General features: G+C 64.4%; 12 protein-coding genes. 8 read left to right on the forward strand and 4 right to left on the reverse strand.

Going from position 1 to position 13,041, the window contains the following annotated elements:
• Positions 1 to 144: 144 nt before the first annotated feature.
• On the reverse strand, positions 145 to 951 hold the full coding sequence (locus EDF56_RS26070) for a helix-turn-helix transcriptional regulator (RefSeq protein WP_165912316.1): 807 nt from the start codon (positions 949 to 951) through the stop codon (positions 145 to 147).
• Between the two features lie 123 nt (positions 952 to 1,074).
• Here EDF56_RS26070 and EDF56_RS26075 point away from each other — a divergent pair, with 123 nt between their 5' ends.
• The 7 genes from EDF56_RS26075 (at position 1,075) to EDF56_RS21740 (ending at position 7,650) form a co-directional block, all read left to right on the forward strand.
• Complete coding sequence (locus EDF56_RS26075; RefSeq protein ID WP_165912317.1) at positions 1,075 to 1,491, forward strand: cupin domain-containing protein; 417 nt, start codon at positions 1,075 to 1,077, stop codon at positions 1,489 to 1,491.
• Positions 1,481 to 2,266, forward strand: coding sequence for a methyltransferase domain-containing protein (locus EDF56_RS21715; protein WP_132391511.1), 786 nt, complete (start codon positions 1,481 to 1,483; stop codon positions 2,264 to 2,266). The genes EDF56_RS26075 and EDF56_RS21715 overlap by 11 nt, the downstream gene beginning before the upstream one ends.
• A 333-nt stretch (positions 2,267 to 2,599) precedes the next feature.
• Positions 2,600 to 4,213 (forward strand): histidine kinase, encoded by a 1,614-nt coding sequence (locus EDF56_RS21720; protein ID WP_165912318.1) that lies wholly within the window; start codon positions 2,600 to 2,602, stop codon positions 4,211 to 4,213.
• Complete coding sequence (locus EDF56_RS21725) at positions 4,210 to 4,875, forward strand: response regulator transcription factor (RefSeq protein ID WP_132391515.1); 666 nt, start codon at positions 4,210 to 4,212, stop codon at positions 4,873 to 4,875. Before EDF56_RS21720 ends, EDF56_RS21725 begins: the two co-directional genes overlap by 4 nt.
• A 135-nt stretch (positions 4,876 to 5,010) precedes the next feature.
• On the forward strand, positions 5,011 to 5,352 hold the full coding sequence (locus EDF56_RS26080) for a hypothetical protein (protein WP_165912319.1): 342 nt from the start codon (positions 5,011 to 5,013) through the stop codon (positions 5,350 to 5,352).
• 47 nt (positions 5,353 to 5,399) lie between these two features.
• Entirely contained in the window at positions 5,400 to 6,587 is a 1,188-nt protein-coding gene (locus EDF56_RS21735; protein ID WP_132391519.1) for a hypothetical protein, read from the forward strand.
• 7 nt (positions 6,588 to 6,594) lie between these two features.
• Positions 6,595 to 7,650: a nucleotidyltransferase family protein gene (locus EDF56_RS21740; RefSeq protein WP_165912320.1), complete on the forward strand. Its 1,056-nt coding sequence runs from the start codon at positions 6,595 to 6,597 to the stop codon at positions 7,648 to 7,650.
• Positions 7,651 to 7,669: 19 nt separating this feature from the next.
• On the opposite strand, the gene EDF56_RS26085 is transcribed toward EDF56_RS21740, so the two are convergent.
• From EDF56_RS26085 to EDF56_RS21750, 3 genes are all read right to left on the reverse strand, one after another.
• Positions 7,670 to 7,825 carry a hypothetical protein gene (locus EDF56_RS26085; protein WP_007677795.1) on the reverse strand — a complete coding sequence of 52 codons (156 nt, stop codon included), beginning with the start codon at positions 7,823 to 7,825 and terminating at the stop codon, positions 7,670 to 7,672.
• Between the two features lie 3 nt (positions 7,826 to 7,828).
• Positions 7,829 to 8,875, reverse strand: a complete 1,047-nt coding sequence (gene rsgA / locus EDF56_RS21745; RefSeq protein ID WP_347812999.1) for a ribosome small subunit-dependent GTPase A — start codon at positions 8,873 to 8,875, stop codon at positions 7,829 to 7,831.
• Between the two features lie 252 nt (positions 8,876 to 9,127).
• Positions 9,128 to 10,294 (reverse strand): class I SAM-dependent methyltransferase, encoded by a 1,167-nt coding sequence (locus EDF56_RS21750; RefSeq protein WP_165912321.1) that lies wholly within the window; start codon positions 10,292 to 10,294, stop codon positions 9,128 to 9,130.
• Between the two features lie 674 nt (positions 10,295 to 10,968).
• Between EDF56_RS21750 and EDF56_RS21755 the strand changes: the two genes are divergently transcribed.
• Positions 10,969 to 13,032: a prolyl oligopeptidase family serine peptidase gene (locus tag EDF56_RS21755; RefSeq protein ID WP_132391705.1), complete on the forward strand. Its 2,064-nt coding sequence runs from the start codon at positions 10,969 to 10,971 to the stop codon at positions 13,030 to 13,032.
• Positions 13,033 to 13,041: the final 9 nt, after the last annotated feature.

Raw genomic sequence — 13,041 nt, forward strand, 5'->3', positions numbered from 1 at the left:
TCCGCTGCGGTGAGAGGCCCTCTAAGTCCCACCAATGATTCGGTCAAACACAATTTTCAAAAAATCGTCACTCACAGGACAAATGGCAGTTTACCGGCGGTTAGCTGCGCTGGGGAGGCTCGGCACGCCATGGATCCGTATCGCCTAGCGTCTGGATGATCTGCGATAGGCTTGGGGCGATTGCCCAGTCAGGAGACGAAACGCGCGGGCATAAGCACTTTGATTTTCGAAGCCGACATTGGCCGCCAATTGCGCAATCGACTGATCGGTCTCGGTAAGCGGGCCGAGCGTCGCCAGCAGACGTGCCCGTCTGCGATACTCGTCCCAGCCCATTCCCAGTTCGGCCTGGCACCGCCGCCTCAGCGTCCTTTCGGACAGTGCGGCGACCTGCAATGTCTCCGTCAGGGTACAGCCAACCGGGTCGGCGCGGACGAAGGCAAGCGCCTTCTCCAGTATCTGGTCTTTAGCCGATGGCAGTGTCAACCGCGCATGATCCTTGATCCAGTCCCGGCAAAGAAGCGCGAAGGCCGTGAAGAAAGCCCGCCCCGTGTCATCCAGAGCCTTGCCCAGCGGCCACCGTGTGGCTGCTACCAGCATCTCACGCATCAAAGGTGCTACGTGCAGTATGCGAACCTCGGCACCGGCATCCTCAACGCAATCCCTGGAGAGAAGCACGGTGACCGACCTGATGCGATGCAGACTGTTACGATGCCGCGTGCCCGCCGGAATCCAGCCCGCCAGACTGCGGGGCAGAATATGCCGGCCTCTTTCGTCTTCAAGCTGCATCGAGCCTTCGATCGCATATTGAAGCTGGTGCATGTCGTGGTGGTGCCAAGACGCGGTGATGTCGAATTCATCCTGGACGATGGCGCCCGCAAACGGGCGGGTTGCCGGATCGATCAGGGTGATCAAACCCAGATCCCGGTCTGGATCGATGGCAATCGTCGGCATCAGGATTCCCTTCAGCGTCCGGCAATATGGCCGTTTGAGCGGCAAGATTGGCCGCTCGCCGTGAGACAGTCAAATCGCCGGCATGCCATAAATTCGGCATCGCAAATCGCAGGGAGACGACAAATGGCAATCCGCGTGCACGACCAGTCTCAGTTGGAGTGGCGAAAGATCGGCGACATCCCGATGGGCTGGATGCGCGATCACATCGATCCATCAGAGCTGGCGGGCCGTCTGAGCTTCCACGAACCCGGAAGTGACACGTCGATGCAGCTGATGGAAATGAGGCTCGCCCCGCAAACGCTGATCGCTCCCCACTCGCACGACAATGACGAGATCTTTTTCATCGTCGAAGGCTCGCTGCACTGGAGAGACAAGGCGCTGGGGCCCGGCGGTTCGCTCTATATCCCTGCCGGCACAGAATATTCATTCCGCGTCGGCGATGAGGCCGCGCGGCTGCTGAACTTCCGCGCGAGGGCCGATCACAGCTTCAACCCGTCAACCGGCAACAGCAAGCTGGCGGAGAAAGATCATGCCGGATGAGCAAAATCACCACGAACGCGTAATCGGCCAGTTCTCGCTCCAAGCGGCGAGTTATGGGAAGCTGACCTGCAGCATGGCCAGCGACGATCGCCGGGCGGCCTTCGCGGCGCTGGTCGGGGCCATGCCGGACGATATCGCGCTCGACGTGTGCTGCGGTCCGGGTTCTCTCGCGCTCGATCTTGCCCCGTTCGTTTCGCATGTGACGGGCCTGGACCTGACACCGGCGATGCTGGATCAGGCGCGGGCGGCTCAAGCATCGCGTGGCATCGCCAATGCCGAATGGGTCGTGGGCGATGCGTTCCGAATGCCCTTCCCTGACGCCGCTTTCACCCTCGTCACCTGTTCCGCCGCATTCCATCATATGCGGGATCCCCGTCTCGCGCTTACCGAAATGGCACGCGTCTGCCGGGCAGGTGGCAGGATCGTGGTCAGGGACGTGACGCCCGAGGAGGCGAAATCCGCTGCCTATGACCGAATGGAACGCTTACGTGATCCCTCCCACGTCCACGCCCTTACAGCCGCGGAACTGGCGCATCTGGGCGAAGGACTGGGGTTGGATGATCCCCGGTTGCACGGCAGCATCACTCCCGATCTGCCATTCGATGCGGTACTTGGCACGTCGTTTCCGGACGAGTGCTCGATCGCGGATCTGCGGACGATGTTCCAGACCGATGCCGAGGAGGGACAGGATAGGCTGGGTTTCAGCGCCCGGATTGTCGATGGTGTGCTGTGCGTTTCCTATCGCCAGACGACTGCCATCTGGATCAGGCCGTAAGTCGATGCCGCCTTCTCGTGACGATCGGCCCCGATAAGCCAGAGCATCGCCGTTGAACGGACGCTCATTTGAAACCACCCTGGCGATCGACCGGCGATTTGGGGGTACGCCAATTCCCCCCTTGCCCGAAAAGGGCCCCGACGCGCAGCTTCCCGTCACGATGAGGATCGAAGGCCGAGTGAGCGATGCGCGCCCGCAAACTCGTCCCCCGTGAATTCATCGCTATGAATTGTCGCCGGCGGGGTGCGCCAACGGCCGCAGGGGTTCTGCCGCGTGCCCGCCTTCCGAGAGCACGGATTGATGTCGAAGTCACAACCCGCGCGACCTCCAAGATTGGCGAACAGGCCAAGCTTCGCGAACCGAATCGCGCAGGCCGATCCTGAAACGCTGATCGCCGTCGCGCGCCTCCTGGCCTCAAGCCTGTCGCTGGTCGCCGTCTTTCTGGACCCCACGACACCCCATTCGAATGTCACGGAAACCTACACCGTTCTCTGCCTCTACGTCGCAGTCAGCATTATCCTGCTGGTGCTTCCCGCCCCGCCGCGATGGCGCGAGCATTCGCGCGTGGCGCAGACGGCGATCGACGTCTTCACCTTGGGGCTACTTGCGCACTATTCCGACGATCTGCAGAGCCCGTTCTTTGTCTTTTTCACATTTGCCCTGATCAGCGCGACGATGCGGTGGGGCTGGCGCGGCGTTCTTGCCACTGCGGTCCTGCTTCAGTTGCTGCTGGTCATCGTCGCGATCCCGGACATGCGCGCGGACGGCGACTGGTCCATGAACGTGCTGCTGATGCGGTTCGTCTATGCATGGGTCGCCGCGCTCATGCTCGGTTATTTCGGCAGCTATCGCGCCCGAAACGAGCGCCGGTTGCAGGAGCTTGCCTCCTGGCCGATCCGCATGATGCCCGATGACGACCGGCCCTGGCTAGCCGAAGCGCTTCAACATGCCGCCCGCGTGCTGGGGACCGATCACATCGTGGTCGTCTGGCAGGACCAGGACGAAGGCCATGGCACGATCGGCTTCTGGACCGGCGATCATTGCGAATTCGTCGACCGGGTGACCCTTCCCGCGCCGCTTTCAGAGCTCAAGGCGGCGGCGGCGGCGGACCCGCGCAGGATGCTGCGACGGCTCAATTCGCGCGGTGGCAGCCCGGCATGGAACGCCATGCTGGGCGGCGCAAAACAGTCCCTGCACCTCGCCGAGTTCAAGGGCATTCGCTACCACGGTCTGGTCATCGTGATCGATCCGGCGTTTCGGGACGAGAATGTCGAGGCGTTCACGCGCATCATCGGCGCGCGCATCGCACTGGCATTGGAGCAGTTCTCGATAGCGAACGGCCTTGCCGCTGCGGCCAGCCTCAAGGAACGCGTCCGCGTGATGCGCGACATCCATGACAGCGTCCTGCAAGACCTGACGGCGGCAGTCTGGCAACTCGATGCGACGCGGGCAACGCTCCCGCCCGACGCGCAGCCGGTGATGAACAAGGTTCGCAACCTGCTCCAGCAGCAGCACACCCGGCTGCGCACTTTGCTGAATGGCTCCCGCACGGGCCGAAGCGCTCCCAGTTTCCTCAGGCACCAGCTGCATACGCTGGTCGAGCCGCTGGCCACGCAGTGGGCGTGCCGGCTCGACATATCGGTTGAGCCGGAGAATCTGCGGGTCAGCGACGAGACTGCCACCGAACTCTGCCTCGCCCTGTCCGAAGCGACGGCCAATGCCGTGCGGCACGGATCCGCCGCCGCGCTGAGAATCGATATCCGGGCGCGACACGGCGACCTTCAGGTCGAAATCGCGGACGACGGCTGCGGCCTTGAGGCCCGCGCGGGGCTGCCGCAATCGCTGTGCGAACGGATGGCGGATCTCGGCGGCACGCTCGTCGCCGCGGGCAGCACGCACGGCTGCCGGCTGCGTCTGGTGTTCCCGATCGGGGCGGTGAACGGATGATCACGCTGGTCGTATGCGACGATCACCCGATGATCCTCAGCGGCATCCAGACTCTGCTCGGCGTCGATCCCGAATTGCAGGTGGTCGCCACCGCGCGCGACGGCGAAACCGCCTTACGGAAGATCGAGGAGTATCAGCCCGATATTGCCCTCATCGATATCTACATGCCCGATCTGGACGGGTTGGACCTGCTCGGCCGAATCAACCGAGCGGGCTGGCCGGTCCGAGTGGTGCTGCTCAGCGCCGCGATTTCCGATGCGCAGGTTATCGAGGCCATTGCCGCCGGTGCGGCCGGTATCGTCCTGAAAGACATAGCGCCCACGACGCTGGTCGAATGTCTGCGCAAGGTCGCTCGCGGAGGACGCTGGCTGCCGCAGCACCTCGTCGCCGCCGCGATCAACCGGCGCCGGGCCGAGGAACGGGAGGTTTCTCCGTTCGAGAGCCTGACTCCGCGCGAATGGGAGGTCACCCGGCTGCTGGCCAAGGGCATGGCCAACCGGGATATCGCGGGGGAACTCGCCATCAGCCTGGGGACCGTCAAGATCCACCTGCACAGCATCTATTCCAAGCTTGGCGCCGACAATCGGACCACGGTGGCTTTGATGGTCGCCCGTTATGCCGACGCCCATCCAGCGCCGGACAGCCCGGGCGAACTCCCCTAAATCCGCCGGAGGCTCGCCCATGAGAGCTATATCGCCCGATAGATGCTTCCCCGCTCCCACAGGCCTATTCAGCATATCCAGTCCCGACTTTTCACGGTGAGGGTGCCCTCGCCGAAACGGCACAGGGGAACGGCCATGGATGATCGAGCTTCCGATCTCATCGGTGACACGCACCGGCGCGATTTTCTCAAGACGGCCGGGCGCTTCGCGCTCACCGTGCCGCCGGCGATGACGGTGCTGCTCTCCACATCGCTGGTCTCTCCTGCAATCGCGGCCTCTGGCGGCGGTGGTGGGGGTGGCGGAGGAGACGGCGGTGGAGGTAGCTCCGGCGGCGGCGACGGTGCTTCTGGCGGCAGTGGCGGTGGCGGAGACTCCGGCGGAGGCGGCGGCTTTGGTGATGGCGGCGGTGGCGGCGGCATCAAATCCAGTGGCGGCATGGGTAGCGGCGACCGGGGCGGTGGCGGGCACGGCCACTGACAATGGCCGGCGCGGAGGGTCCGCAAACACCTGACGCGCTATGCGCAATGCTGGCCGCCGATGTTCAGCCTTCGACCGGCGCCTTTCAAGGCCTCGGTTCCGACCGGGTTAACACGGTGCCCACGGACCAAAACCTGCAATGGCAGTTTGCCCCCGGCGTCGCGGTCGTTTCCCTTTCCGACCGCGACGCCTTGTTTTGCGAGACCGCGCAAAAGCTCTACGCCCTCGATCCTTTCGCTGCACTGGTTGCCAGGGAGCTGACGAGCGGCCCCGCTCCGCTCGGCCGCCTGATCGCGTCCTGCACCCGCCATGGTATGGACAGGCAGGACGCGGAAGATGCCGTTACCGCGTTGATATCCTTGTGGTCTGGCGCGGAATTGCTCGCCGTCGTGCCTGGATCGACCGACGAGGTGATGCGCCGTTTCCCGCTCGATCTCGGGGGCATTCCCATTGATGTGGAGATCGGTGCGAGCCTTGGATCACTTGCGATGCCGGCCGCTGCCCGAAAGCGGCCGGACGCCGAGGCGGTGCCGTGTTGGCAGATCCGCCGTTGGGGCACGCACGTTGCCCTGCCCAAAGTGGTCATCTCGCGGCACGGCAAGCCGGCCAGCATTGCGAGGCTTGATCAGGCCATTCCCAAATTGAAAGCGCGTCTGGTCGATGACGTGCTCACGGCCAGCGACCGGATCGCCCTGCACTGCGCCCTTCTTGTGCGGGGGAACCGCGCGCTTCTGCTCAGCGGCGCGCCAGGAGCGGGCAAGAGCACCCTTTCCGTCGCTCTGACCGCCGCAGGCTTCGGCTATGCCGCAGATGACGTGACCCTGCTGGACCACGCCGGGATGGTACAGGGCCTGTCCTTCTATCCCACACTGAAGCGCGGTTCGTGGCACCTGCTGCCCGGCTATGGGGACGTGATCGGGCGTACAGCCGTGCATCAACGGCTCGACGGCGCGACCTTGCGTTACTTGCCCATGCCGGAACCGCGCACCGGCATTTATCCGGTGGACTGGATCGTTCTGCTCGCCCGCGACGACGGAATGCCCGCTGAACTGAACCCGCTCGAACCGCTCGCTACGCTCGAAGTCTTGCTCCAAGGCGCCTACGCCCGCACCGGACGCTCGACCCTATCGGACGTGCAGATGCTCAGCCGCCTGGTGGGACGCGCGCAATGCCGGCGTCTGTCTTATGCGAATCTGGACGAAGCCGTGCGGCTGCTCCACCTCGCCACCGAGTAAGGCTGCGATGATCGGCATCCGAACCTTCGCCGCCGCGCTCGACGGCAGAATACCCGTCAGGTGCGATTGGGAAGACCTCATCGGCCGGGCCAACCGCACCATGACGACAGCCTCGCTCGGCTCGCGATTGGCCCGGCGCCCCGACGTTCCCGAGGATGCTCTCGCCTTTCTGGCCGCCGTCGTCGAGGCAAACACAGAGCGCAATCGGCGGTTGATGCTCCTGTTGGAGGAAGTTCTCGGCGCACTGGCGGATACGGGCCCGCCGCCGATCCTGATCAAAGGCGCGGCCTTGCTCGTGGAGCTTGGCGCTCCGGCGGCACGAGGCCGGATTCTCGGCGATATCGACCTGATGCTGCCTGAAAGCGCGATGCCTGGGGCGCGGAGCTGCCTTGGCCGGCTCGGCTTCCGGATACACTACGAAAGCGGTTTGGACGGCGCCCCCCTCGTCCTCTACCGAAGCAGCGACGTGGGCATGCTCGACCTCCACTGTCGGACCAAGGGGAGCAACCCCCGCTTCGATTACCCGATGCTCTCGGCGCATTGCCGGCGCGTGGAGATCGGCAGACAGCGGGCGCTGCAACCGTCCCCGGCAGCGCAGGCCGCCGTGCTCGTCTCGCACGACCAGCTTCAGGAACTCGATTACTGGCGCGGGCTGGTGGACATGCGCCACCTCGTCGATCTTGCGGGGCTGGCCCGGTCGGGCGAAGGGATCGACTGGCAGGAACTCGATGGCTTTTTCACCGCCCGGCAGGCCCGGCGCGCGCTGCGCACGCAGTTGCTGACACTGCGGTCGCTGTTCGCGGTGCCGGTTCCACAGGAGTATTGCAGCGGTTTGTGGCCCCGCATCCAGCATCGGCGCCAATTGCTGCAAGCCGACTGGCCCGGCCTGCGCTGGCCGCTGACGCTGGCCGCGCTGGCCCTGCAAATGCCGCGCGGCATCCGGGAAGACCCGTCACCCGCCCCGCACGGATGGGCGCGAGATTCGCTGCCCGCCCTGCTCCATCGGGCCCATCACCTGACTCGCCGGGCCGTTCGATCACCCGGCCCGGGAAAATATTGCTGAAGCGCCGCCGTCCAACCGGTCAGCCCGCCTTCTTGGCCTTGTGCTCGGCCAGCAGCTTGTCCAGTTCCGCAATCCGGAGCCGTTCGGGCGTGCCTTTGGCAAGGCCTTTCAGGCGACATGCGGCCCACAGGCTCTTCCGTTCGGATTCCAGCGCCTTCAGATAGAGATCAGCCATGGGTCATTTCCTTTCGCCGGGCTTTCCGGCCCGGCTACGCCGCCCGGCCATAGTGCCGGTATTGCTGTTATCTTCCGCAGTAAGCTTGCGCCATCGCTCAAGCCGGTCGGGTTCGAGCGCGCCCTCTGCAATCGCGGCCTGAATTGCGCAACCCGGCTCTTTCCTGTGGCTGCAATTCGTGAACCGGCATTCGAGGGTCAGAAGCTCGATGTCGTCGAACACTTCCGCCAGCCCCGAGGTCGCGTCCGCCAGCTTGAACTCCCGCATGCCGGGCGTGTCCATCAGCCAGCCGCCCTGCGCCAGCCGGTGCATTTCGCGCACCGTGGTCGTATGACGGCCCTTGCTGTCGTGTTCGCGCACGGCCTGGGTGGTGATCGAATCCGAACCGCGCAGCGTATTGACCAGCGTCGACTTGCCGACGCCGGACGATCCCATCAGCGCAACGGTCTGGCCCGGTCCGCAATACTTCGCCAGCGGCAAGGCGCTGGCGCCCTCGCGCGCGTTGACGGTTTCGACGCGCAGACCGGGCTGAAGCCCCATCGCGGCCTCGCGGTATTTGTCTGGCGTGTCGGTCAGGTCGATCTTGGTCAGCACGATCACCGGAGTGACCCCCACTTCCCGCGCGAGCACGAGGTAGCGCTCCAGCCGGGGAATGCTGAAATCGTGATTGCAGGAGGCGACAATGAAGAGCGTGTCGACATTCGCCGCGATCAACTGGACGCGGCGATCATTGCCCGGTGCGGGCCGCTTGAACAGGCTCTCGCGCCTCAGGAGCCGCACCGGTTCAGGACTATCGGCACCGATCAGCAGCCAATCGCCGGCGGCGGGCCGATCTTCCGGTCCCTGCGGGTTCGGCAGGCGCGAAGAAATCAGCTGGTCGATCCCCTCACCCACCACCGCGACAAGTCCGCGATAGACGGACATCACCCGCACCGGGCGGCATGTTTCCCGCTCCTCGTCGGACAGCTGTTCGCTGAAGAAGGGTCTCCAGCCGAGATCGGCAAGTGTGGGCGCGGACGCTTCCATAGGTTCCCGGCGGGCGACTTTCATAACGGGTTCCCGACGCCGCAAGGCATGGGAACGCTTTGGGAGTCCGGCTATACAGCCCGTCCGCGGCGCGGATGCGCCGGGACCGTGGTCCGGATCGATGCCCGAACCACGGGACAACATGCCGCATACAGATCTGCCGCCCGCTTGGATACGACTCCTTGCATCCGGTCCGTCATTCGACGGCCGGACCAGTACTCGTAATCCGAAAGATCCCTCAGCGCGAAGGCCCGATCCTGGGCGGGCAGACGCCAATCAGGCCATTTCGCGTGCGTCCGCTCGATCCGTCCTTTCAAAGGCAAGGAAAGTGATGCGACTGTCGCGTCCTGTGTTCCAGGGCGCGCGATTGTAATGCTCATATTCCGGCTTGGAAAAGTGCACGAGCCGGAAACCCAATTCCTGCATCAGGAAGATGTAGTATTCCGGATCGCGATTGAAGACGGGCGGATTGCCCTCCCGGCGCCAACGCACATCCATCAATTCGGCGATGATGATCCGCTGCCGGCCTCTCACCGCCTCGATCAGCAGCGGCACGAGCGCTTCATCGGACACATGCAGAAGAACGGTATAGAACAACGCCGTCGCCGCATCCGGATACCGATATCCCTGATCGTGGATGCGGAAGTTCTGAGCTGGAAGCACGGCCCGCGCCTGGGCAAGGGAATGCGGATTGACGTCTACTCCGATATAGCCGTCATCGAACAGCGACGCGATGCGACCGACGCCACAACCGATTTCCAGCACGGGAAAATGACCGTCAATCGCGATCGCCAAGGCCGATCCGAGGTCGAAGCCCTCAGGAAATTCGAACTCCGTTGCGGGAATGATGTGGTCCACGCCTTCCTGGATCCAGAACGCTTCTTCCGGCGTGCGCCAGAGCGTGTTCGTGGCCCGGTCCCGCATTCCGGCTTCGGTGAACTGCGCTGCCTCGTGATCGGTTTTGCGGCCGTCGGCCTTCGCCTGTCGCGACGCCTGCCAATGGCGGATGACGGTAGGCTCGTTGCAAGGCGCGCCTTCGATATGCAGATACGAACGCGGCAGCCAGCTCGTCTTCAGCGGACGGGTACTGGCGATGTCGCACCAGGCCGAGCACAAATGGACCTGATCCCATGTCAGCGGATCGGCGCGGCAACGCACCAGCCATTGCTGCAGCAGGGCCTCGGCCTCGGCCGTCTTGCCGAAATAGACAGTGCCGGAGCAGAATTCCCAGCCGCGGTCGTGGGCCTGGTGGTCCCATGTCCACTTATGCAGCGCGACATCGGCCGTGAGCGCCGAGAAGAGATCGGGCAGTGCCTCGACGGTAGCATCCGCGTCCAGCCAGACGATCGGCCGATCGGAGGCCTTCCACTGCTCGTACACGAATTCCGCCTTGTAGGCGCAGTTGAGTTCCCAGCGGCCAAGGCTGTCGATCGGATGCAGCACATAGTCCAGACCGAACCCGTCCAGCGTTGCGCGAAGCCGTGCGGCGTGGTCCGCATATTCGTTGTGCGCGGTATAGAATGAGACGATCCGGAACGGGCTTCGTCCCGCAGGCAGGATCTCGACGATCTCACCCGGTTCGGCGCCGCGTTCAAGATCACGGCCGATGAAGCTCTTCACGGTGTAGGACCGGTCGGCCCCATGGCCGAGCGGCGACACGGCAAGCGTGGCGGAGTTCTGGAGATTCATCACCGGCAACCTATAGAATGGCCCCGCCCGCGAGGCGCGAAACACCTCGGCAGGCAGAGCAAATGCTGGACCGGCGCTCGCGCCCCGGCCTTCCTTTTCTCTTATAGAGCGATCGCGCCGCGCAGGACGAAATGGCCGAACGCATCGAGCAATTGTCCAATAGCCCGCGACGTGTCCCGATGCCGCAACCGAGCCTTCAAGCGCAAAGCCCCATCATCCCCGCGAAGGCGGGGGCACTTCGAAACGGCACCGGTCTTTTGCGCCGAATTCGTCCACGCCTGCCAACACACCGAAATCAAAGCGTAACCGCTTGCCCGGCGTGTCGCAGGCGCTAGGCTCCCCCAATCGATCTTTCGGGGGGAACAATCTTGACGCCCATCCTGCGTACCGCGCTTGCCAGCACGCTCGCCTTTCTGAGTTTCATGCCCATGTCTCATGCCGCAACGCCCGCTCCTGCCGACCCCCGCGATCCACCCGATGCGTGGATCTGGCTGGAGGATCTCGACGGCAAGCGCGCGATGGACTGGGTGGAGGCCCACAACGCGAAGACGGAGGGCCGGCTCGAAGCCGATCCGCGCTACAAGACCTTCTATGACGAGGCGCTCAGGATCTTCGGCGCGGAAGACCGCATTCCCGCCCCCCGCTTCCTGAACGGGCAGATCTACAATTTCTGGCAGGACGAGCAGCACTTGCGCGGCATCTGGCGGCGCACATCGCTTGATGACTATCGCCGCGCGCAGCCCAACTGGCAGACCGTTCTCGACATTGATGCGCTGGGCAAGGCGGAAGGCAAGAGCTGGGTCTACAAAGGCGCCGACTGCCTTGAGCCGGAGCAGCGGCTTTGCCTGATCTCGCTCTCCAACGGCGGCGAGGACGCTGTCGAGACGCGCGAATTCGATCTCGCGTCGGGTACTTTCGTGCAAGGCGGATTCCACCTTCCCCGCGCCAAGCAGAGCGTCACGTGGGAAGATGCCGACCATCTGCTCGTCGCCACCGAATGGACACCGGGCGATGTCACCGAGTCGCTCTATCCCTATATCGTCAAGCGCCTCGCGCGCGGCAGGACGCTGTCCGAAGCGACGGAGATCTTCCGCGGGCAGAAGAGCGACGTCGGCGTTTTCCCCGCCGTGTTGCAGGATGGGCAGGGCAACACGCTGAAGCTGATCACGCGCGCGATCGACTTCTTCCACCAGCAAAGCCTGGTGATCGGCACGGATGGCAAAGTGCACGAACTCGCCATACCGCAGAAGGTCTCTGTGGCAGGTCTCGTTGCCGGGCAGGTCGTGTTCCGCCTCGACGAGGCATGGGGAGACCTTCCCACCGGCGCGGTGGCGACTGCCCCGCTTGCCGAAGTGCTGGCTCGTCCCGAAGCGATCGAGGCCCGGATCGCCTGGAAGCCGGGCCCGCGCGAAGCGCTGGAAGCGGTCTCCATCACGCGTGACCGCCTGCTGCTGTCCATTCTCGACAACGTCAACGGCCGCCTGCTCTCGCTCGCGCCCGCCGCGAACGGGGGATGGACCACGACGGCGCTGCCGCTGCCGGACAAGCTGGCGCTGGAATTCAGCGCCGCCGATACCCGCAGCAACCTCACGTTCGCCTCGGCGGAGGGCTTCACTACGCCCAGCACGCTCTATCTCGTCGACGCCGCGACGGGCAGCGCCGAGCCGGTGAAGAGCCTGCCGCCGCGCTTCGACGCCACCGGCCTGATCGTTGAGCAGCGCGAGGCGAAGTCGACCGACGGCACCGCGATCCCCTACTTCCTCGTCCACCGCAAGGACATGCCGCTGGACGGCTCGACCCCGGTGCTGCTCAATGCTTATGGCGGCTTCCAGTCGAGTTCGACGCCGTTCTATTCGGGCAGCTACGGCAAGCTCTGGCTTGAACATGGCGGCGCCTTCGCGCTGGCCAACATTCGCGGTGGCGGCGAGTTCGGGCCGGATTGGCACGAGGCCGCGCTCAAGACGAAGCGGCAGGTCGCCTATGACGACTTTGCCAGCGTCGCGCGCGACATGATCGCCAAAAAGATCACCTCGCCGCGCCGGCTCGGGATCATCGGCGGCTCGAACGGCGGCCTGCTGATGGGTGTCGAGATGACGGAATTCCCCGAACTCTACAACGCCGTGGTGATCCAGGTGCCGCTGCTCGATATGATCCGCATCAGCAAGATCGCCGCCGGCGCGAGCTGGCAGGGCGAGTACGGCGATGTCTACGCGGATCCGGAGGCGCGGGCCTTCTGGCTGAAGAAATCGCCCTATCACGCACTGCGCAAAGACGTGAACTATCCGGAGCCCTACATCTTCACCACCACGCGCGACGACCGCGTCGGCCCGCAACACGCCCGCAAGTTCGCGGCGCGGATGGAGGAACTGGGCCTTCCCTTCTACTTCTATGAAAATACCGAAGGCGGCCACGGCTCGGGCGCGGATATCCGCCAATCCGCCAAGACCACGGCGCTGTGGATGACCTACATTACCCAGAAGCTGATGGATTGATCGAAGGAA

Source organism: Novosphingobium sp. PhB165, from assembly GCF_004341845.1.
GTDB lineage: Bacteria > Pseudomonadota > Alphaproteobacteria > Sphingomonadales > Sphingomonadaceae > Novosphingobium.

Bases quoted from the DNA above. Each gene is read 5' to 3' on its own strand.
- EDF56_RS26070 (WP_165912316.1), bottom strand. From the start codon at position 951: ATGCCGACGATTGCCATCGATCCAGACCGGGATCTGGGTTTGATCACC.
- EDF56_RS26075 (WP_165912317.1), top strand. From the start codon at position 1,075: ATGGCAATCCGCGTGCACGACCAGTCTCAGTTGGAGTGGCGAAAGATC.
- EDF56_RS21715 (WP_132391511.1), top strand. From the start codon at position 1,481: ATGCCGGATGAGCAAAATCACCACGAACGCGTAATCGGCCAGTTCTCG.
- EDF56_RS21725 (WP_132391515.1), top strand. From the start codon at position 4,210: ATGATCACGCTGGTCGTATGCGACGATCACCCGATGATCCTCAGCGGC.
- EDF56_RS26080 (WP_165912319.1), top strand. From the start codon at position 5,011: ATGGATGATCGAGCTTCCGATCTCATCGGTGACACGCACCGGCGCGAT.
- EDF56_RS21735 (WP_132391519.1), top strand. From the start codon at position 5,400: ATGCTGGCCGCCGATGTTCAGCCTTCGACCGGCGCCTTTCAAGGCCTC.
- EDF56_RS21740 (WP_165912320.1), top strand. From the start codon at position 6,595: ATGATCGGCATCCGAACCTTCGCCGCCGCGCTCGACGGCAGAATACCC.
- EDF56_RS26085 (WP_007677795.1), bottom strand. From the start codon at position 7,825: ATGGCTGATCTCTATCTGAAGGCGCTGGAATCCGAACGGAAGAGCCTG.
- rsgA (WP_347812999.1), bottom strand. From the start codon at position 8,875: ATGAAAGTCGCCCGCCGGGAACCTATGGAAGCGTCCGCGCCCACACTT.
- EDF56_RS21755 (WP_132391705.1), top strand. From the start codon at position 10,969: ATGTCTCATGCCGCAACGCCCGCTCCTGCCGACCCCCGCGATCCACCC.